Source organism: Rickettsia endosymbiont of Seladonia tumulorum, assembly GCF_964030815.1.
In the GTDB taxonomy this organism is placed as follows: Bacteria; Pseudomonadota; Alphaproteobacteria; order Rickettsiales; family Rickettsiaceae; genus Rickettsia.
Genome location: NZ_OZ034963.1, coordinates 424859 through 445657, shown reverse-complemented (window position 1 = coordinate 445657; position 20799 = coordinate 424859). Strand labels below are relative to the sequence as shown.

Genomic DNA, 20799 nt, shown 5'->3' with positions numbered 1-20799 from the left:
ACTTATCCTTAATTATTTTCATTTTTATAGCCTGGTAGTTTAGTGTTTCTTTTCTTTATCGCCTTGCTACTTATTTCAAGATTATCTGCTATTTGCTGGCCAGTTCTGACAATCGTTGATTCAGGAGTTTTATTAAATTCATCTTCAATTTGTTCCCTCTTATCTTTTACTTTAGCAGATAACTGCTCAAGAATCTTTACTTTTTCTACTTCATTATTATCTACATTATTAATTAGCATTTGTTCTACATTTTTATCATAAATATCATTTCTTCTGTCATCAATACTACTAATAGCCGCTTGATCATTTAATCGTTGTTTATTTTCATCAAAACTTGATCGCAAGCTTTCTTTAGATGGAATATGAGAGCTACTTGTAGAACTTAAATTTTGCGGTATAGTATTATTAATTTTAGCTATATCTAACGCTATTTGTTCAGCATCTTTTTGGTGAGTACTTGCCCACATAGCAGCTTGCTCTTTACTACTTACTCCAGGAATATTTTTGGCAATTATGCTATTTAATACCGGTTCATTTAAATTACAATCAATAGCAGCAGAGTTTTGAGACACGTAATTCATATTATAGCTTAATTGCTCGATATTTTGTTTAGTTCTGGCTATTTCTTGCCCTACAGATTGTTGCTCAGAAAAATTACTATTTAGATTATTACTAAATGACTGCAGATCACTATTTGTGTGACCTAATCTACCCTCTTTAGTGGCACTTTTAATCTTAGATAATGCTTCATTATATGATTGTTGTTGGTTGACTGATTTTCCTTGTTCTTTTCCTTGGACATGATCTGATGTAACTCTTGATATTGCAGTACCAACCATAGTATTTAACCCTATACTTCCCTCAGCACTAGTACCAGTTCCTTTTCTATTACTGCTACCAGTATGATCAGTAGCAGCGATGCTATCTGAATTCATCTGCTGCAAGGCTAGATACTGGCTATCAGTAATACCTATAGATTTTGCTTCTTCATAGCTTAATCTTTTTCCTATTTCAGTTGCTATAGAATTTCCTGTAGTAGTTAAATCACTATATCTATCATTTAATGAGTCAAGATAACTTTGTGAGCTCATAAACTGAGATTGATAACTATCCTGTAATAATTTAGAAGAGCGGTAGTTGTTAACAAGTGAGTCTACTGCTTGAGTCAGCACTTGTCTACCACTAGCAGTACTGGTGACTCTCATTCCCCCATCATCAATAATTCCTCCTGCCATTTGAAGTAGTGGGGAAAGATTTTGTTGAGCAACAGTTCGATTGCCGATACTATAATTATCCATAGCAAGGTTATTATCAGCAATATTAGCACCAATATTACTTGCAACCGGTACTGGAGAAAATTGATTAGCCAAAGTGGTAGTTGCATGAGCACAAGCCTTTAATACTGCCCATGATAACATTGGAACTGAAGCTGCTAACATCTGAAATGTTGCAAACTCATGCAACAGAATTTCTGAAAAACTCCCCTGCGATAAGATATTTAAACCAGTAAGGTGACTCACGCCTTTACTAGCTAAGCTAATCATCCCTAAACAATGAATCACCGTAAAAAATACCGACCAGCTAGTTACCCAGATAATTAATGTGATCCAGGTCTTAAAGATAGTATAACCGCCTGGCAGCATCGACATTGGAAATACTACGAAGATGAGACAAATTACTAAGGCAAAAAATACTGATTGTAAGATAGGCATTATATTTGCTGCCATCTCTCCTGCAACCAGATAAGAAAATGATTGTTGAAATAATCCGCGGGTAGCATTCATACTAACTAACTGAGGATATATTCTAGATAGCAAAAATTTTTCTCTTAAATCATCATAAGCTTCACGATTAGCATTAAGTAACATTGCTTGCCTCATCCACTGGTGAATATCTGTTTGCTCTTTTTTAAGATATTTTAGAGTATCAGAGGTCATAGTTTTTAATCTGCTAGATAATATCTCTTGCCTATCAGACTGAATCCCTATGATATTTGCAAATTTAGTTAATAACCCATCATTTAATTCTTTATTAATAGCTGCCTTAATTAAAGGAGTTACTTGCTTGCAAGTTTTAAAAGAAATAGCAGAATTACTTGGGTCTTTATAATAAATACCAAAATTATTCGGCATATTTTGTTCGATAAAAGCAATTATATCACTGGCTCTTTGTGCTTCGGCTTTTTTACCTAAAATATTACCGATTATATAAGGTTTCATAAAGCATTGTCTTAAGAATTCTTTTGCGTTGGTTAAAGTTACTGGATCTTCTATTTGAATATCTTTGATTTTACCGACAGCTTTTGCCCCAAACATAATCCCATTCTTCCTGCTTGATAACCCTTCATCAGGTGGTAGTAAATGTTTTTCTAGCATTTCTGATAAGGAATAACTTATTTTTGATGATATAGAGGCAAATAAAGCAATTCCTATTGGAATATTATCAATTTTAACAGGAGCCTGCATTGATATTTCATCCTTAAGCCATACATTTGCTTTTGGAGCAAATAAAAAGATAAAAATAAATAAGGATGGAAAAAACCACTCCATGGCAAAAATACCAATATTACCTCTAAAAATAGCACGAGTTGCTGCCCAAATTCCACCGATTGTCAAAGCAAATTTACCTACCGGTGTAAAATACTCACTATTTGAGGCAAAGACTCTTCCTATACCATTAAAAATTTGCCATAATATATCTCCTCCACCAAATGTATGTATTACGTAATCTGCCATATTCTTTTTAATTTTTATCTGCTTTGCTTATTTTTGTACTGCTTATCTGCTTGCTCATCTAATTTTAATTTATAATTAATTTTTAAACCTTCTCTTTAGCAATTAAATGTTGTTCTATTAATCTTGCTCTTCTATCAATCTGATCACTACTTGTTAGCATATTACTCCATTTCTCCTGAGCAAAAAGTTGTACTTGATCTAAAGCTTTTAAGTAGGCAGTTAAATGATGATCTGCTACTTGCTTGGATTTTAGCATAGTTACTGCTTTTCTGACCTCAGAGACTACCTCCTTTAAATGCTGCAACAAGCTGTAACTAGCCACTAATTCTGAGGAGCTATCTAAAATAGTTACCCCAGATATTGCCTCTAAAGTAATATAATCATATATTGGAAATGCTTCTCCTATTGAAGATAGGAAAGATATGTCTGTATTACTAAACTCATTGTTGCTTGCCAGTTTACTCTTTAATTCATCTAGTTTTGTTTTAGCCTTGCCTTGATATGATTGATCTGGAGCAATAGTAATATTGCGTCTTAGAGCTGGGTTTAAACAATGAATATTATCACAAGTATAAATTGAGGCTGATTCTCCGCCTTTTAAATGAGCAATCCAGCTCTTTTCATCTTGAGCAAGTGACGCAAAGAAATAGACATTATTATCTCGAACTATTATAGTTCCCGTCATTGACATAATGGCATTTCTCATATTTTCAGGAATCCCTGCTTTTTCTGCTGCCCTGATAAAAATATTATAATTATCTAGCATTAGCTCTGGATCTTTATTTTGGATATTCGCTAAAGCTTGTTTCTGCTCTAAATCACTACGACATTTTTTACCGGCAGCAAAATAATCAAAGCCAGAGCTGGATTGTAAATCCTTGCAAACTGATTCTCTCATTGCTGAATCTTTAGGCAGTACTGAAGCAAAAAGAGCCTTAGTCATTTCACAATCGCCCTTAGCAAATTGATTCATTTCCATAGCAAGATTTCTTAAATCTTTTAGGGCATTTTCTATTTGCGGAGCAAAGGTCTTAAGGCCCAATGAAAATGCATAAGCTTTTGCTTGCGAACCTATATTTTTCATCAGCTGTACTAACTCATCTCCTGAAATAATAGAAAAACTACCAAGATAAGAATCAATACCACTACAGCTCATGGTCAGTGTTGGCGGAGTTATAGAGATCGGATTAAAAGCTGTTTTACTAGTCCGCATTGATAGTCCTCCTGCTGCATAATAGCCGGCAGCTTGAGATTGATATGAACCAGGTTTCGTTACATTAACACTCATCCCTTCAAATACATCCTGTAAATCCCAAGCATAAGATGTTGTCGCTTGTAACAATAAAACTATCATGAAAATATGCATCACATGTTTTATGTAGATCACTCTTCTAAACTTATTGTTACCAATCATAATCACTAACCTTTAGTACATTATAGTACTGCACTATCAATAAAATATTTTCAGAAATTTTATTTTCACTAATAATGCCTTTTGCAATTAGATATATTTGTTTGCCGCTGCTATCGACTAAATATAATACCGGTACAAGCTTTGCAGGATTTAGTGTTTGTAATAAACCGGTATCTTTAATGGTTGGCATCCCTTGAAATCTAGTTTCACTATTACTTACAAAAATTAATTGAAAGCCATATTTATCTGCAAATTCTCTTACAATAGGGGTAAATGCCTGACAGTAATTGCATCCTTGATTTACTTGCATAATTAATCCCCAATTCTTAGCTAACAATCTTAGTTTTTTGCTGTTTTCTTCTTCTTGCCTTACTTCATATAATTTTTTATGTAAGGAATTTACTGGTTCATCCATGTTTACTAGCTTGTAATCTAGTATCGTTGCTAGTTGCCACATGGTGGCAAATTTATGTGATTTTTCTAAAATTTGTTTATGTAACCTTTGAGCAATAATGACATTTTCTAGCGTTGGATTATCAAGAGCTTGACGCTGAGCTCTATTAAATTCCTTCTTTAAAGCTTCTATCCTTTCATCATAAGGCTCAAGTTCTGGCTCTTGCTTTTTTTTATCTTGAGAAAATTTTAATATTTCTGGCTTGTAAACATGATCCTCATTATACCATAAAAACCCTTGAGGTTGTTGCCAAAATTGATTATTTACATTAAACCTGATCATTTCATTTTTATTACTACTATCTAACTCCATAGTACCAGCAAATGCATGATTTGACCAATCATTGATTAATAACCATAAATTAATTACTAGTAATGTAATAGCTAGTGATGATTTAGTTATTGTGTTTACTAACCACTTCATTATTTTAATAAGATAAATTTGAATCAGTACAATTATTATTAGACCTTTGTTGTTGCATTATAGGCATCTGGTTTTTTAGTTGCTGTGGAAAACTCTTACTCATTTTACTTTTAGCATGATCAAGTAAATCACTAAATAGCTCCTCTAAATCAAACTTAGAAAAATCTATTCTTTGCAGCTCTTCTACTGTAAATCCCCTACAATTAGCATATTGTGCTGTGCCAAAACCAATAGCTAATTGTTTTTTGCCTTGTTCTTGAAATACTCTTGCAAGTTTTGAATTAAAACAACAATAAGTAGATTTTTTAGTAATACATGTCTTAAATATTTTATCTTTCTTAGCACAATATGTACCAACATAGTAGCACTGACCTTTTGCTTTTTTTAAGGCTAAGGCTTTTTCTTCTGCATTACACCTACTTAATCCTAAATCTTTGCCCCAGCCTTTAAACCCAGAACAACAATTAAGAAAATTACCAATATTTACTTTGCGGCAACTGCTGGCATGCCCTTTAAATACTGAAATCGGATTTGTCTGCATATCTTTTTTCATTTCATTTAGCATGGCAAGGTGACCAATACTTGCAATATCATTCTTTGGCACAATAGTTGCAGTATGACAATTCCCTCCTAAACAAAACATTTTTGATCCTGCTATAGAGGAGCTAAACTCTTTTTTCTGGGCTATACATATGTAATCTTTGTGCCATTGCAAACAAATACTAGCAGCTTGCTTAACGCAATTGCTCCTTGCAAGTTCACAAGCTTGCTTCTTTAAATGATCACACCCATATTTTGGCTCACTACTACATTGATATTTAATTTGCTCACTCCAGCATGGACGATTAACATTATATTGATTAAAAAATAATTTATCACCAGCTTCAAGACATATGCGATTTATTTCATGGCATTCATGTTCTTCAAGCAAAGCTTCTAAAGATTTATTTACTATTTGGAAATATTCACCTTTTTCTCTAAATTCCTTGATTTTATCACGATATTTATAAGTAAAAACATATCTATCCCATTTTACTATATCTCTATCCCAGCCTTCAGTTAACGCTCCTTCTCCTTGAGAAGAAATGCCAATATATGTATCAATATGATCAAGAGAAACATTTAACTTACCGGCAATTGCTGCTCTTACATCAAGCATTATTGCTTGATTATTATGCATATGCATGCTGTATATTGTTTTACGCTTACCGAAATGTCTTTTCTTTTTCCAAAAGACAGGATAAAGCCAGTGATGATAACTGTTACTTATCTCAGAACCTGAAAATGCTATTGCTTTATCTTGCCAATCGCCCCATTTATCTATTAATTCAGCATCTAGTATAAGATTCCTGATAATATCTATTTCAAATTCTGCCCCTTCACAGCAACTCTTATTAATTTTGGTTTTGAATACTTTTTCACTAACATTAAGTGCAGTCCCTTCTGTATGCTTTAATGGATCTGCCTCAATCTTAGCTGAATTACTAATTAAGGGATTGTCAGGATTAAGGTCATATTCTTGCATTGCATTTATTTTCTTCAGCTCACTTTGTTGCAGTAATTGCCCTTGTGCAGAGTTATTTAGCATAACACTACCTTGATTTGTTAAGTCTTGATCATTCATTTTACTTAAATTTGATATATTTACCTCTTTATCAAATATTATCTTATTGCCCATTTGATTAGGATTACCAAGCTTAATACTGTGTTCATACTGTCTGGCACTATTATAACTATCCTCCATAGTAGCAGAGTAAGAACTGATTGCATTCATCACTAAAGTAACTAACATAATAATATTAATACGGGCTGTTGAAAAAGTCTACAATGATTTAAATATATTACAAAATATAAACTCTTAGTTTACGCTAAAATGCGTTTATTTAGTAAAATTTTAAGTTATTACATAGAAAGGATTAGGTATAAAGCACTTTTTCAACAGTCCGATGACATTAGTTTACAGAATGAAGCGAAGTGGTGGAAAGTATTAATTGATCGCAATAAGAATGGTGAGAGATTTTTAACTGAGAATTTGCAAATATTTATCACAACTACAAAAAATGGAGTGGAAATAGCAGAAGAGAAACTGCTGAGCCATTATAATAGTTTAGATTTTCAACTAGCTAGAAACGATAAATTGCATCTTGTTGGTTTATTATCAATACTGCCAATGCAGCAAGCAGTTTTTTGGAAGTCTTTAAAATTCTTTCAATTAGTAAAAAACGTTCCTGCAAGTGAGGTAGTTGCTAAATTACCTATTCATGGAGAATGGAAAGGTATTAATAGAAGCGGTGTATTACTACTTGGTCACAAAGGTGAGATGTTTAACTGGAATCCATTTTATAGGGTAGGAGGTGCCGGTAACTATAATGTATGCGTGATGGCACCGTCAGGCAGTGGGAAGTCATTTTTTTTGCAGGAACTCGCTACTAGTTTAGTGTCGCAAAATGTACAAGTATTTGTGCTAGATATAGGATCGTCTTACCAAAATATTGCTGAGGCTATGGATAATAGTGAGTTCTTAAGATTTAATGCATTAAATGATCTATCACTTAATCCGTTTCATGGGATTATAGGTAGCGGAGCTGTTTATTTAGAAGCTCAGAAGCTAAAGCGAGAAGGTAAAAGCAAAGATGAGATTATGCAGCGTACCGGTTTAACTGCTGAAGGATTAGAAATATTATTCTTGGAAAATAATAAGGCAAAAGAGGTCGCCGAGAATGAGACTATTGAGGTTTTAAAGATTGGAGAGCATTTTGTAACCAAGGATGCGATTATTTATGCAAAAACTACTATAGCTACAATGTGCGGTGTGAGCGGAGATAACACAAAAGAAGCTATAATTGAAAAGGGATTAAATGAAGGGATAAAGCAATACGGGGATACGCTAAACTTAGATAAATATGCGGGGGTTCTAGAAGAGATGGAAAATGGTATGGGAAGAGATCTTGCAATATCTCTATATCCATATACATCGAGTGGAGTTCATGGCAGGTATTTTAGGCAAGGAAAGAATGCTAAATTCAATTCACCTTTAACTGTATTTGAATTTGAAGAAGTTAAAGGTGATGAGGTATTCTTGTCAGTCATTTTGGGCATAATATTAATGCAAATAACAATGCAATTTTTATGTGGGGATAGAAGTATAAGAGATTTGTATTAATTGTTGATGAAGCATGGAGAATTATAGATCATAGCGTAGGTTTTTTAGAAGCATTTGCAAGAACTGTCAGAAAATACGGTGGGAGTTTAATCACCTGCGTACAAGAGTACAAAGATTTAGATAACGGACCGAAGCATCAAGCAATTTTAAATAACAGTAGCTGGACGGCAGTGCTGCGTCAAGAACCAGCTGGGATTGGTCAGATGAGACATTCTGAGAAATTTAAGAACTGTGCGGCATTAATCGAGACTATTACCAAAGATCCGGAAAATAAATATTCTGAGATTATGATCATGGGCAGTAACTTACGTGTTGTAGGAAGATTAGTGGTAGATCCGTATAGCGAGTGCTTGTATTCGACGGAGAGTGAGGATTATGGCTTTTTGCATCAATGCAAGAATAATGGAATAGATAAGGATACGGCAATTAGAGAGCTTATCAAAAGAAAGGGCAAGAAACTACCGGCATTTAAAGTGGATCATAAAAGTATAGAGCCAAAAAGCGGCAGAGAGGAGATAATTCTAATATGAATCAGAATCAGATATCAAATAACGAGTCTAAGACATCACTTCAGGTGGAGGCTGTAAATAATATTACAGTAAATAAGCATCAAGTGAATGTGACAAGACTTATGATAATATTGTTAATATTTCTAATTGGGTGTTGTTGTGGACATCTTGGATCGCAAATGCTCTCTAATTACCAAGATAAAATGCAAATATTATATGTATCACGCAGTGAGATAATGGATTTAGAAAAAGCAAGACTTGAACAGAGCCAAGATCCTGCGGGCAGGATGTTTTTTGGAGAGATTAATAAGGCAATCAGTTTAATTCGGAGAGAAGCGATTAATTATGAGGATAAATATCACCGTGTGATATTTGTAGGAGATAATTATGTGGAAGGGAGAAATGCTAAATCTATTAGTAAAATAGTATATGAAAAAGTAATGCATCAATTAAATGTCATAAATAGTAGTATATAATGATTAAATTAACATTTAAAATACTAATAATTTGTAAAGTAATATTTATTATTGATGCCCATGCTATGGATCCAGGAAAGCAAGGTGCAACATACGAGGTAGTAGAGGAAGGGTTTGTCAGCATGATTAAGAATCGTTTATCGACGCTTGATTTGCAGCAACATCAAGAAGAGATGCTACGAACAGCAAGACGTCAGGTATTAGAGCCAGCACCTGTTGTTGGCATAAGAGCTACAAGTAAGCCAAGGGAGTTTTGGTATGATCCAAGTTTTACCTTAACAAAGGATATAAAATTATCTGACGGCAAGATATTACATAAGGCAGGTACAAAAGTGAATCCTCTAGATCACATGGTGTTTGATCGCGAGCTAATATTCATCGATGGAAGAAGTCAGGAGCAAATGGAGTGGCTTAAGCAGCGATTAGATGGTGCAGAACAAAATAATACGCAGATGATAGTTACACAAGAACGCCAAGAAGAATATAATAATTTAGAAATGATAATTCTTGTAGGTGGAAAAATACTGGAGTTACAAGAGGATATAGGTAGAACATTATATTTTGATCAGGCAGGTGAGTTAACGAATAAGTTTGGTATTGAGCAAGTTCCGGCGATAGTGGTACAAGACGGCAAGAGGCTTAAGATATCTGAAATCAAGATTTAGATTAGACGTAAAATAACTGCTGGCGACGAATAGAAAAAAGAACGCCTCCAGCAGCAAGAGTCATAAAGAATAACGTTAGTAGGTGACAAGAAGAAGAGCAGGAAACCTACTAACATAAATAAGTTAAAAGTAATAATAGCAACAAGTCAAGAAGAATTTAAAGCGAGGTAATAAGGTAATCATGGTAATAAAGCAATATAGTGGGAGTGATGGTACTAGCATTAATATTCAAGGATATGCAGAGTTTTTAGAGAAATTAAAGAATCGAGTTGCTACAAGCAGATTGAGAGCGGCTAGAGCAGTTAACACGGAGCTAACAACACTTTACCATTATATTGGTACTGAGATTTTAGATCGTCAAAAGAGATATGGCTGGGGTTCTAAAGTAATAGATAATTTAAGTCAAGATTTACACTCAGCTTTTCCTGAAATGAAAGGTTTTAGTAGTAGAAATTTAAAATACATGCGACGCTTTGCTGAAGAATATCAAGATTTTCAATTTGTGCAAGAGGTGCTTGCACAATTAACGTGGTATCATAATGTGACTCTATTAGACAAAATATCGGATAAACGCACTAGATTATTTTATATACACCAGGCAATAGAGTATGGTTGGTCACGCAATATTATGGTTATGCAAATCGAACTTGCGTTACATAAGCGTCAAGGTAAGGCAATAACAAATTTTCAAGATACATTACCATCTCCACAATCAGATTTAGCTTATCATACACTTAAAGACCCATATATTTTTGATTTTTTGAATATAGGTAATGAAGCACATGAGCGAGAAGTAGAAAAAGAATTAGTAAAACATGTAGAAAAGTTTTTATTAGAATTGGGTGCAGGATTTGCATTTGTAGGCCGACAGTATCACTTAGAGGTAGGAGATCAGGATTTTTATATTGATTTATTATTTTACCATTTAAAATTACGTTGTTTTGTAGTGATTGAGCTAAAGAATAAGGACTTTAAACCGGAATATGCGGGAAAAATGAATTTTTATTTATCAGCAGTAGATGATTTATTAAAGCATTCAAGTGATAACCCAACTATTGGGCTAATTTTATGTAAATCTAAAAATAATGTATTAGCCGAATATACATTACGAGATATGAGTAAACCTATTGGTTTAGCTGAATATAGATTAACAGAAAACCTACCGGAGGAAATAAAAACAGATCTTCCTACCATAGAAGCGTTAGAAGCAGAATTATCTAAAGATTTAAATTTTAAAGAATATAAGAATCAAGAATAAAAATATAAAGTAGTAAAATAATGAGAAGCAAAGATTATACAAATAAGGTGGTTAACCAGTCGCAAGAGACTAGCAATTGTGTGAAAAAATATTTTTGGCGAGTATGGGCATTAGATAAGATGATGACATGTGCACTAATTATGAGTTTATCAACACTTATGTTGCCTAATTTAAATGATGCAATAATTCTTTTTTTCCACTAATGCTTTTTGTCTAGGGCGGTAGTATGTATCACAAAAGAAAGTTTGAAACCCAGATAGTCTATATGTAATAGTTGAGACGGGCTGTTGAAAAAGTTATAAAAAGAAGTAGAAAAGAGTTAATCTAAGGAATAAGCTGTATTTTTATGCTTAAATGAAGGTGTAAAGATGCAGGGTTATAAGCTTGATCAAAGTGTGAGATGTAATAGCCTTAGCTTAAGGCACATGATACCTAATGATCATTTATTAGTGAGGATTCATGAAGCTAAAGAATTAGAGTTTTCTTTTATCTATGAAATAACTAAGAATCGTTATTGTGCTAATTACGGACGTCCATCAATTGATCCTGTATTATTTTTTAGGATGCAAATAATAAGTTACTTATATGGTATAAAGTCAAATAGACGATTATGTAAAGAAATTCAGTTAAATATAGCATATAGGTGGTTTTGTGGTTTAAGTTTAGAGGATAAAGTACCGGATCATTCATCATTAAGTAGGATAAGAGATAGATTTGGGGTAGAACTATTTCAAGAAATATTTATAAGCTTGATTAAGCAATGGTATGAACTAGATATTATAAAAGGAGAAACAATTATTTCAGATGCCTCTTTAGTTGAATCTAATGCCTCTATGAATAGCCTAATATTAAGAAAAGATCAAGGTGATTCACAAAAGAGAGAATTAAAAAAATATGAACGTCGTTATCATGATTTCCGAGAAGGGAAAAAAGTAAGGAAAATATCTAATCAAACTCATGTCAGTAGGACAGATCCTGATTGTAGTCTTGTATCAAGAACTAATGGTTATAAAAAGCTATGTTATAAGACCCACTACTCAATTGATTCAGATTCACGTATTATAATAGATTGTTATGTAAGTACAGGATCACAACATGAGTGTATTGTACTTCCAAGTAGAGTTTGGAATATATTAAATAATTTTTCTTTTAGAGTAAAAGAATGGATAGCAGACAAAGGTTATGGTAGAGGTCCAACCTATGGATATTTTAAATTACTTGGAATTACAACTTATATACCTTTACATGTAGATAATCTTGGTGAAGGAAAAATAAGTAGGGGGGAATTTCAATATGATAGAGAACAGGATAGATATAAGTGTCCACAGGGACATTATCTTTATCCGTATGATAAATTAGATAAAAAACAAATAAAACGTTATCGTATTACAGGAGGGCATTGTAAAAATTGCTCTCTAAAATCAGGTTGTATTTCTGATAATTATAGTAATAGAGGACGATTTATTTATCGTAATCCTTATCAGGATGAAATAGATGAGGTAAAGGTCAGACAGAATAGAATTGATTTTAAGAAAAAACTAATTGAGAGAAAGTGGAAAATAGAAGGTCTATTTGGTGAAGCTAAGGAGAATCATGGTTTACGAGGAGCAAAATTTAGAAGTGTACAGAAAACACAGATTCAAATACTGATGATTGCGATAGTACAAAATTTTAAACGGATACTTAAAATTATTTTTTGGTTTTTTTATCTACTGCTATTAAAGATAAAAAAATATTAAAGTATTTGCAACCTTATTGATTTTTTCAACAGCCCGTCTGAAGGTTTATACTATATTCAGCCCAATGTACATTATCACTGATGGGAAAAGTCAGCAATATATTTGCCGTAAATGTTGGAAGATATACTAAAACATCACCTGAGCAAAGAATTGCATTTGCATCCGTTAAATCCATTTGGGATGAGAAGCCACTCAAAGACTGCTTGCTGCCTGAAATCTAAAAATATAGCTCTTTTTGACACTATTTTACTTAACTTGACGGCACCCAATCTAATGAATGGCTTCCAAGTAAATCCGGTTCATACTGAGCAACTACTTTACTATAATCACCCACACTATAACCGCCGCCACCTTTTGCAGGATCCATATCTAATGAGGCATCCCAACCGCTTACGTTTCCAAGCCCTTTAGCACCAATGAAATACTTGTTTATTTCTGCTTGATCCTCAACAGTGTTTACTTTGCCGTTTAAATGCTTAGCATACATTAGACCGGTCATTTTGTAAATTTGTTCAGTGCTTAAGTTAGTCCAAATCTCTTTTAATTGTTTTATTGCACCTTTTCTGTTGCCGTCTGTGTCATTTGCAGCATCGCCTTCAAGAGAAAGTCTAGCACATTCGAAAAGATTAGAGCTTGAACCTTGACCAAATTCCATAGACATACAGTTAACAAGCGATGGCGTAATACCTGCTTCGTATAATTTGTTAAGGAAAATTACACCATTTGCATTAAATCCCATTAACCCAGGAGCACCGTCTACAGGTAAGGTATAAGAGACTTTTAATTCAGGATGTGCTTTAATCACCTCAGTTATTGCTACAATATGTCTATCTAAAGCTTCATTATGGGCTAAGAACCCACCCTCGAAATCAAAATCAATTGCAGTCAAATCATAATTTTTGATAGCTTTTAAATAAATATCTACAATTTGTTTAATGTCTGTTATTGGTCCCTCTATTGGTTCATTTGATGCACCGCCAAAAGATAAAATTATATCACCATTCTTTTCTCTAATACCACTAATATAAGATTTATAATAATCAGAAACAATTACGTCTCCTTCATATTGCTGATTATCATTTCCATCAGACATACTTAGGTTACCGCCCCAACAAGCTTTTACTTCACCTGTATTTTTATCGGTAGCAGCAGTAATAAACCCTAAGAAATATCCTTTTAAATTTGTTGATTCAGCCCATTTATCAATAGGTGGTGTAGGCCAAGCCGTTGCATCAACGAAAGGCGAACCCTTAATATGATTACCTTCTTGCCAAGCTGCAGGACCTTTTAAAGCTTCACCGGTAGAAGCGTAATATAAGCTAGGCACAGAAGTATTATTAGCATAGTCAAACACTGTAATATAAATTTCGTAATTTGTATTAGTAGTTAAGTTTTTTAAAGAAATGCTATTAGTTATAGTAGATGCTTCATGATATTTTGTTTCATTAGTGACTCTATACTTTACTATATATTTATCAACACCTGTATCTTTATCTATACTTGGTGTCCAGTTTAAAGAAAAACTTGTAGGGCCAGAAGAAGTTGTTGTTATATTTTTGACTGGTGTTGGAGGAGTATGATCTTCAGGTATTACTATAGGTTCACCGCTAAAAGTAAAGTCAGTAGGTAATGAAGGATATGTGGAGGTGCTAGAAAAACTAACACCAAAAGTTAAAGTTGTAGAACTTTTAGCTTTTAATAAAGATAAATGCTCTGATAATTTTTCTTTAATTACAGGAGGAGTAAATGTTTGTTGAGCAAAACCTGTGTATGCTCTAATTTCACTACCTGGAGTAATGTTGTGTATTTTATTCACGTCAAAGCTTATTTCAGGAGAATTTACATCCTGATCAGTGTTATTTCTGATTGTAAGCTCTAATGGTATATACCAATCAGCTAAGTCTTTTCCCCATTTTGCTGTAATTATATAAGATAGTGGCATAATAACCTCCTCTAATTTATTAAAAAAAAATTGTTCTTAATATAAAAATAGACTGAATAATAAGCTATCTTTATACTTAATTATAAAAATTGCTGAGAATGAGGTTAACATAAGTATTTATTGTCATATGTGCACTCATCCTTACTTTCAAGCTAGCATATTATCTTTTTTTTTAGATAATTAAATTTATGTTACTGCCATATTTCTGTATCATTGTTGTAAGTCTGCACTGTTACAAATAGAGAGAAGTAGTAATATAGGTTCTGTCACATCTAGCAAAATTATAGAAAATGATAACGACGCTATGCGGGTTTCAAGGCAGAAATTTGGCCATTTTATTACAGATGTGACAGAGTCATCATTGATGCCCTCCTTAAGCTCTTCTATATTTTGATAATCATTAATAAATATTTCAGTGTCCTAAAGAAACGCTCAATAACAATATTGTCAATACTCCTGCCATTACCATTCATTGATATCTGAATATTATTATCTTTGAGAATCTGTATATGATCCATTACTGGTATATTGACTACCTTGATCACTATTAAATATCTGTGGAGCTTGATACTTACTTAATGATTCCTTCAATACATCAGTTACCAAGGTGCCGTCAAGACTTATTTAACCGTTCTTTAATGATCCTATAATGATTTGGGGTCAACTCATCATATCGCCATATAAATACCCCCCCTAAATTCAAATCAATAATTTGATCTAGAAAGTAATTTAAATTCCAGTCTGTCAGCCCTACGGTAGTCAAGGCTAACACAATTTTATCTTGTTCTATGCCATAAGAGATACTTTGTACTAATGCTTGTTTTACATTATTGATAATATCATCTTGATTCCACATTGCAGCAGCGTAACAATAATGCACTAATCTATCGCATTGACCTGATGCGATAATCGCCTTAACTTTGTCGGTAATCTTCTTCCCTTTTTCTGTATTTGGATTGTTATAAGAATAACCTGCAATAAAACCAAAACTAGTTTCTTTATTATTTTTTTTTAGCATTTTCATTGTTTCAATAACAAATGCAGTGTTCATATTACACTCGTCATCAAAATCAACGCCATCCCAACCATTATTAATGGTCGCAGATATAATGCGGGATACATCATTCATACTAGAGGGTTTTCCTTCAGGAGTACATCCACCCCCGCCATAAACCCAAAGTCTTTTACCTGTAAAACAAGGATTATACTCTGGTTTTGGTTCATGTTCTGGACTCCACCCTTGAGAAGTCATGCTTCCTGTTGTTAGTTCCTCAAGATTTGTAACCATACCATACATTATGTAGTCAAATTCATTCAATGGGTAACGAGTTAAAGACATACTCCAACCACCAAGTAATTTACTCATACACACCTTTTTCATTTTTGTTGTGGGCAGTAGTACCAAACAGATAATCCTGAGTACTTAAGTTATCATATTTATGATCTTTAGTCCAATAATAATCCATGTTTATTAATTATAAATGTAAGTGCCTATAAGTAATAGCAAAGCATCCAACCATTTTACTCACATCCGATAGAGGTGGCATATATGATATCAGATTACTTATTTAGAACAGATATACTAGTCACTAGTATATTGCATGATACTATAGAGGATACAGAACTTACCAAGGAGAAAATATTACAAGAATTTGGAGAGAATATAGCCAATCAAGTAATGGATTTGACTAGGATTAAGGATAATGGTATAAAGATTAGTTCTGCTGAAATGGTAGAGATGTTATACAAAGAGAAGAAACATGATGTACTGCTAATAAAACTTTTTGATAGGCTACATAATATGCAGACACTAGGGGTAAAATTTCCTGAAAAAATCAGAAAGATTGTAAATGAAACTCTTAAAAAATTTATAACCCTAGGTATTTATTTTGAAGATCAGGTATATGGAGTATTAAATATATCAAACAAAATAGCCGAACTATGCCATCATTATTCACCTATAAAAAAACGTATGTTACAGGATCAAACAATTATATTTAAGGATAATTACCAGCTTCCTTTTCCAACTGCTCAAAATGCGATAATCCATAATTATATCCGCCATATACTGGTATCAAAATAATTAATAATCCCCAATTACCAAAATATTTTATAACATAAATAGTACCGAAAGAGGTTAGTATATATACTATTGCACGTGAAAACGCATATGAAAAGTTACTATAAGTAAATCGTTGAAATATTGGAAAATATTTGAAGAAAATAGGAAATGCTGGTGATTTAGATGGACCAAATATTACAAAAAATAGTTGTAATAACATCACACAAAATGGCGTTGTTAATCCATGCTCTAATATATATGGACAAAATGGAATAAAAATAAGCATAGTCATTATTTTTATTTTTAGTATTTTCAGTGGATATATTCTACGGCTTAAATATGCTATTGATACCAAAAAGTTGTGACTAATAACTTCCTCTGGCGTATAACCGAATTGATTTTTAAGAATATTGCCACAATAAATGAAAGCAAAATAGTTAATGGCCAACTATAATCTATTAAAAATAAAGCTAAAATGCTTTTTTTGTCAGGTTTTTCAGACCACATAGGGTCATCTTGTAATATTCTGTGATGCGTATCATTATCTTGCAGTATTTTTTTTACTCGTGCTTTTGCATTTGCAAATTCCGGCGTTTCTCTAAGAGCAGTTCTAGCTATCGTTCCTATGAACGCAATTAATGCTCCTATCCAAAACACTATCCTCCAATTGAATGCAAATGAGGTAACAATATATGCCATACATAAAGCGGCGGTACTTCCCACAGCAGCAACAGCATCTATTAATGTTACAACTGAATATTGTGCAGGTGGTTTAGTAATTTCAGTGAGATAAAGTTGTGCTCCCATCAGTTCTCCCATCGAAGACATACCTTGTACAATGCGACATATAGTCATTATCACAGTGGCAGTAATACCTATTTGAGCATATGTAGGGAGAGTAGCCATAATTATACAGGCTATAGACATCATAAAAGTAGTAATAACTACTGTGATTTTACGTCCAATATGATCACCAATCCAACCAAAAATTAATGCTCCAACAGGTCTAAAAACAAAAGTAGAACAAAATGCTGCTGCATAAAGAGCTGTAGTTTCAGGATTAGCTTTTGGGAAAAAAAGTTCATTAATGACCACTGCCATATGCACATAAATCATTAGATCAAAATACTCTAAGAATGTGCCTACAGATAATAAGCCAATAGCTTCCATCCGTTGCCTTACAGTAAGCTCTCTTGCTTCTTGCTGATTTTTCATCATTTTTGCACCTTTCAATTATTATGGATGTACTCCAATATTTGCTATTAATTGGCTCTATTATCATTTCAGCTTTTATTGTTTCTAAAACTATCTTTGTTTTTTCTGATGCACTATATTATTTTGCTTTTTTATAAATATCATTGCATGTTGTATTTATATTTTATTTTATAATTTTACTGCCCAGTTTTTGGGTACCATTATAATATTTTCTTACAATAATATTGTATCTCTGTAACAATACTTATACAAGAAGTATTATTAGGAGTTATGCCTTTAACTACGCAGAGTAAATCTCGGGGGCAAGCCCGAAAGAAATCTATTGAATAAATTGACTGGATTTAAATTATGAATTATTTTTGTTATCAATCTACTTTCAATACAGACTCTGAGATATGTCATATCAGGGAGCATAAATGATGCTAAAATTTTTAAAGTATTATTTTTATATAATACTATTATTAAGTACAAAATCTATGGCATCGCTAAATCCAGAAGCAGAACAATATATATCAAGCATGCTTAATAAACATGTACCATATCAGGTAAGTGTTCTTAACAATAATTTTATTATCAATAATGTTAACGCTTATCCTCCTGGAAAATTAACGGCCATGTTTGCAAAATTTTTAATAGACAACAATTTAGTAAAAAATAAGGTGTTTGCAGATATAGGATCTGGATGCTTTGCCTTAGGTATAATAGCTGCAAAGAACGGGGCTCATACAATTATTGGTAGTGATATAAGTGAACATGCAATACAATGTGCAAAAGATAATTTGATACTTCATGGTATTACAAACAATATGTATTTATTTAATGGAGAAGGTGTATTACCGTTGTTACCAAAATTTCTCGGTAAGATAGATATACTTGTCTCAGGGGTGCCTTGGGATAATTTATCTAAAAATGAATTTAACGGTATAATACCTGCAAGACAATCAATCAGCCGAGCTTTTTATGATGTTGATAATGCACTCATAAAAGATATTATGTTGCAAGGTTTTAATTTATTATCAAATCAAGGAAGAATATTTATTACTTCATCACTAAGAAAAATTCAACGAATAGAGCAATTATGCTCAGAGTATCAACTGAATTGTAAGATACTTAAAAGCGAGGATATACACAATGATGGTAACACACATTATATATTAGAAATAACTCGTATAAAATATTTAACTGATAGTAGTTGATACGGAATGTGGTAAAAGTTGTTGACAGTCAAAAATTGTATTAATTGACATTGTAGAAGTCAAGAGGGCTGTTGAAAAAATCAATAAGGTTGCAAATACTTTAATATTTTTTTATCTTTAATAGCAGTAGATAAAAAAACCAAAAAATAATTTTAAGTATCCGTTTAAAATTTTGTACTATCGCAATCATCAGTATTTGAATCTGTGTTTTCTGTACACTTCTAAATTTTGCTCCTCGTAAACCATGATTCTCCTTAGCTTCACCAAATAGACCTTCTATTTTCCACTTTCTCTCAATTAGTTTTTTCTTAAAATCAATTCTATTCTGTCTGACCTTTACCTCATCTATTTCATCCTGATAAGGATTACGATAAATAAATCGTCCTCTATTACTATAATTATCAGAAATACAACCTGATTTTAGAGAGCAATTTTTACAATGCCCTCCTGTAATACGATAACGTTTTATTTGTTTTTTATCTAATTTATCATACGGATAAAGATAATGTCCCTGTGGACACTTATATCTATCCTGTTCTCTATCATATTGAAATTCCCCCCTACTTATTTTTCCTTCACCAAGATTATCTACATGTAAAGGTATATAAGTTGTAATTCCAAGTAATTTAAAATATCCATAGGTTGGACCTCTACCATAACCTTTGTCTGCTATCCATTCTTTTACTCTAAAAGAAAAATTATTTAATATATTCCAAACTCTACTTGGAAGTACAATACACTCATGTTGTGATCCTGTACTTACATAACAATCTATTATAATACGTGAATCTGAATCAATTGAGTAGTGGGTCTTATAACATAGCTTTTTATAACCATTAGTTCTTGATACAAGACTACAATCAGGATCTGTCCTACTGACATGAGTTTGATTAGATATTTTCCTTACTTTTTTCCCTTCTCGGAAATCATGATAACGACGTTCATATTTTTTTAATTCTCTCTTTTGTGAATCACCTTGATCTTTTCTTAATATTAGGCTATTCATAGAGGCATTAGATTCAACTAAAGAGGCATCTGAAATAATTGTTTCTCCTTTTATAATATCTAGTTCATACCATTGCTTAATCAAGCTTATAAATATTTCTTGAAATAGTTCTACCCCAAATCTATCTCTTATCCTACTTAATGATGAATGATCCGGTACTTTATCCTCTAAACTTAAACCACAAAACCACCTATATGCTATATTTAACTGAATTTCTTTACATAATCGTCTATTTGACTTTATACCATATAAGTAACTTATTATTTGCATCCTAAAAAATAATACAGGATCAATTGATGGACGTCCGTAATTAGCACAATAACGATTCTTAGTTATTTCATAGATAAAAGAAAACTCTAATTCTTTAGCTTCATGAATCCTCACTAATAAATGATCATTAGGTATCATGTGCCTTAAGCTAAGGCTATTACATCTCACACTTTGATCAAGCTTATAACCCTGCATCTTTACACCTTCATTTAAGCATAAAAATACAGCTTATTCCTTAGATTAACTCTTTTCTACTTCTTTTTATAACTTTT

The 20799-nt window shown here is 32.6% G+C and carries 14 protein-coding genes and 4 pseudogenes; 9 read left to right on the top strand and 9 right to left on the bottom strand.

Annotated elements, in window-relative coordinates:
* Positions 1-8: 8 nt before the first annotated feature.
* The 4 genes from AAHF54_RS02160 to AAHF54_RS02145 form a co-directional block, all read right to left on the bottom strand.
* Complete coding sequence (locus tag AAHF54_RS02160; protein WP_341788956.1) at positions 9-2735, bottom strand: conjugal transfer protein TraG N-terminal domain-containing protein; 2727 nt, start codon at positions 2733-2735, stop codon at positions 9-11.
* Positions 2736-2817: 82 nt separating this feature from the next.
* Complete coding sequence (locus tag AAHF54_RS02155) at positions 2818-4149, bottom strand: conjugal transfer protein TraH (RefSeq protein ID WP_341788955.1); 1332 nt, start codon at positions 4147-4149, stop codon at positions 2818-2820.
* Entirely contained in the window at positions 4139-5029 is an 891-nt protein-coding gene (locus tag AAHF54_RS02150; protein WP_341789204.1) for a conjugal transfer protein TraF, read from the bottom strand. Before AAHF54_RS02150 ends, AAHF54_RS02155 begins: the two co-directional genes overlap by 11 nt.
* 1 nt (position 5030) lies before the next feature.
* On the bottom strand, positions 5031-6818 hold the full coding sequence (locus AAHF54_RS02145; protein ID WP_342170133.1) for a conjugal transfer protein TraN: 1788 nt from the start codon (positions 6816-6818) through the stop codon (positions 5031-5033).
* 81 nt (positions 6819-6899) lie between these two features.
* Here AAHF54_RS02145 and AAHF54_RS02140 point away from each other — a divergent pair, with 81 nt between their 5' ends.
* From AAHF54_RS02140 to AAHF54_RS02115, 7 genes and pseudogenes are all read left to right on the top strand, one after another.
* Positions 6900-8189, top strand: a complete 1290-nt coding sequence (locus tag AAHF54_RS02140; protein WP_341788953.1) for a DUF5934 domain-containing protein — start codon at positions 6900-6902, stop codon at positions 8187-8189.
* Positions 8189-8719, top strand: coding sequence for a hypothetical protein (locus AAHF54_RS02135; RefSeq protein ID WP_341789203.1), 531 nt, complete (start codon positions 8189-8191; stop codon positions 8717-8719). The genes AAHF54_RS02140 and AAHF54_RS02135 overlap by 1 nt, the downstream gene beginning before the upstream one ends.
* Positions 8716-9174, top strand: a complete 459-nt coding sequence (locus tag AAHF54_RS02130) for a hypothetical protein (protein WP_341788952.1) — start codon at positions 8716-8718, stop codon at positions 9172-9174. Before AAHF54_RS02135 ends, AAHF54_RS02130 begins: the two co-directional genes overlap by 4 nt.
* The gene (locus AAHF54_RS02125; RefSeq protein WP_341788951.1) at positions 9174-9839 is read left to right on the top strand and encodes a conjugal transfer protein TraW; all 666 of its coding nucleotides are present in this window, start codon (positions 9174-9176) and stop codon (positions 9837-9839) included. The genes AAHF54_RS02130 and AAHF54_RS02125 overlap by 1 nt, the downstream gene beginning before the upstream one ends.
* 181 nt (positions 9840-10020) lie before the next feature.
* Positions 10021-11097, top strand: coding sequence for a YhcG family protein (locus AAHF54_RS02120; protein WP_341788950.1), 1077 nt, complete (start codon positions 10021-10023; stop codon positions 11095-11097).
* Positions 11098-11618: 521 nt separating this feature from the next.
* Positions 11619-11823: pseudogene (locus tag AAHF54_RS07450) on the top strand (transposase); the annotation flags it as partial.
* Between the two features lie 107 nt (positions 11824-11930).
* Positions 11931-12836 (top strand): transposase, encoded by a 906-nt coding sequence (locus tag AAHF54_RS02115; protein WP_410525699.1) that lies wholly within the window; start codon positions 11931-11933, stop codon positions 12834-12836.
* Between the two features lie 250 nt (positions 12837-13086).
* Here AAHF54_RS02115 and AAHF54_RS02110 read toward each other — a convergent pair whose 3' ends face one another.
* From AAHF54_RS02110 to AAHF54_RS02100, 3 genes and pseudogenes are all read right to left on the bottom strand, one after another.
* A complete protein-coding gene (locus AAHF54_RS02110; protein ID WP_342170132.1) occupies positions 13087-14778 on the bottom strand; it encodes a fibronectin type III domain-containing protein in 1692 nt (563 codons plus the stop codon).
* Between the two features lie 407 nt (positions 14779-15185).
* Positions 15186-15399: pseudogene (locus AAHF54_RS02105) on the bottom strand (DDE-type integrase/transposase/recombinase); the annotation flags it as partial.
* Positions 15392-16159 carry a hypothetical protein gene (locus AAHF54_RS02100; RefSeq protein ID WP_342170131.1) on the bottom strand — a complete coding sequence of 256 codons (768 nt, stop codon included), beginning with the start codon at positions 16157-16159 and terminating at the stop codon, positions 15392-15394. The pseudogene AAHF54_RS02105 and the gene AAHF54_RS02100, both read right to left, overlap by 8 nt.
* A gap of 123 nt (positions 16160-16282) precedes the next feature.
* Between AAHF54_RS02100 and AAHF54_RS02095 the strand changes: the two are divergent.
* Positions 16283-16861: pseudogene (locus AAHF54_RS02095) on the top strand (HD domain-containing protein); the annotation flags it as partial.
* Here the strand turns inward: AAHF54_RS02095 and AAHF54_RS02090 are convergent.
* Positions 16776-18055 (bottom strand): annotated as a pseudogene (locus tag AAHF54_RS02090) (MFS transporter). The pseudogenes AAHF54_RS02095 and AAHF54_RS02090 sit on opposite strands and share 86 nt — an antisense overlap.
* A 476-nt stretch (positions 18056-18531) precedes the next feature.
* On the opposite strand from AAHF54_RS02090, the gene AAHF54_RS02085 reads away from it, so the two are divergent.
* Positions 18532-19251 (top strand): 50S ribosomal protein L11 methyltransferase, encoded by a 720-nt coding sequence (locus AAHF54_RS02085; RefSeq protein WP_341788948.1) that lies wholly within the window; start codon positions 18532-18534, stop codon positions 19249-19251.
* A 100-nt stretch (positions 19252-19351) separates the two neighbouring features.
* Here AAHF54_RS02085 and AAHF54_RS02080 read toward each other — a convergent pair whose 3' ends face one another.
* Positions 19352-20665, bottom strand: coding sequence for a transposase (locus tag AAHF54_RS02080; RefSeq protein ID WP_172686766.1), 1314 nt, complete (start codon positions 20663-20665; stop codon positions 19352-19354).
* Between the last annotated feature and the right edge of the window lie 134 nt (positions 20666-20799).

Excerpts from the sequence above, each read along its gene's own strand:
- AAHF54_RS02085 (WP_341788948.1), top strand. The coding sequence starts at position 18,532 with ATGGCATCGCTAAATCCAGAAGCAGAACAATATATATCAAGCATGCTT.
- AAHF54_RS02145 (WP_342170133.1), bottom strand. The coding sequence starts at position 6,818 with ATGTTAGTTACTTTAGTGATGAATGCAATCAGTTCTTACTCTGCTACT.
- AAHF54_RS02130 (WP_341788952.1), top strand. The coding sequence starts at position 8,716 with ATGAATCAGAATCAGATATCAAATAACGAGTCTAAGACATCACTTCAG.
- AAHF54_RS02125 (WP_341788951.1), top strand. The coding sequence starts at position 9,174 with ATGATTAAATTAACATTTAAAATACTAATAATTTGTAAAGTAATATTT.
- AAHF54_RS02115 (WP_410525699.1), top strand. The coding sequence starts at position 11,931 with ATGAATAGCCTAATATTAAGAAAAGATCAAGGTGATTCACAAAAGAGA.
- AAHF54_RS02120 (WP_341788950.1), top strand. The coding sequence starts at position 10,021 with ATGGTAATAAAGCAATATAGTGGGAGTGATGGTACTAGCATTAATATT.
- AAHF54_RS02110 (WP_342170132.1), bottom strand. The coding sequence starts at position 14,778 with ATGCCACTATCTTATATAATTACAGCAAAATGGGGAAAAGACTTAGCT.
- AAHF54_RS02080 (WP_172686766.1), bottom strand. The coding sequence starts at position 20,665 with ATGATACCTAATGATCATTTATTAGTGAGGATTCATGAAGCTAAAGAA.
- AAHF54_RS02155 (WP_341788955.1), bottom strand. The coding sequence starts at position 4,149 with ATGATTGGTAACAATAAGTTTAGAAGAGTGATCTACATAAAACATGTG.
- AAHF54_RS02140 (WP_341788953.1), top strand. The coding sequence starts at position 6,900 with ATGCGTTTATTTAGTAAAATTTTAAGTTATTACATAGAAAGGATTAGG.
- AAHF54_RS02100 (WP_342170131.1), bottom strand. The coding sequence starts at position 16,159 with ATGAAAAAGGTGTGTATGAGTAAATTACTTGGTGGTTGGAGTATGTCT.
- AAHF54_RS02160 (WP_341788956.1), bottom strand. The coding sequence starts at position 2,735 with ATGGCAGATTACGTAATACATACATTTGGTGGAGGAGATATATTATGG.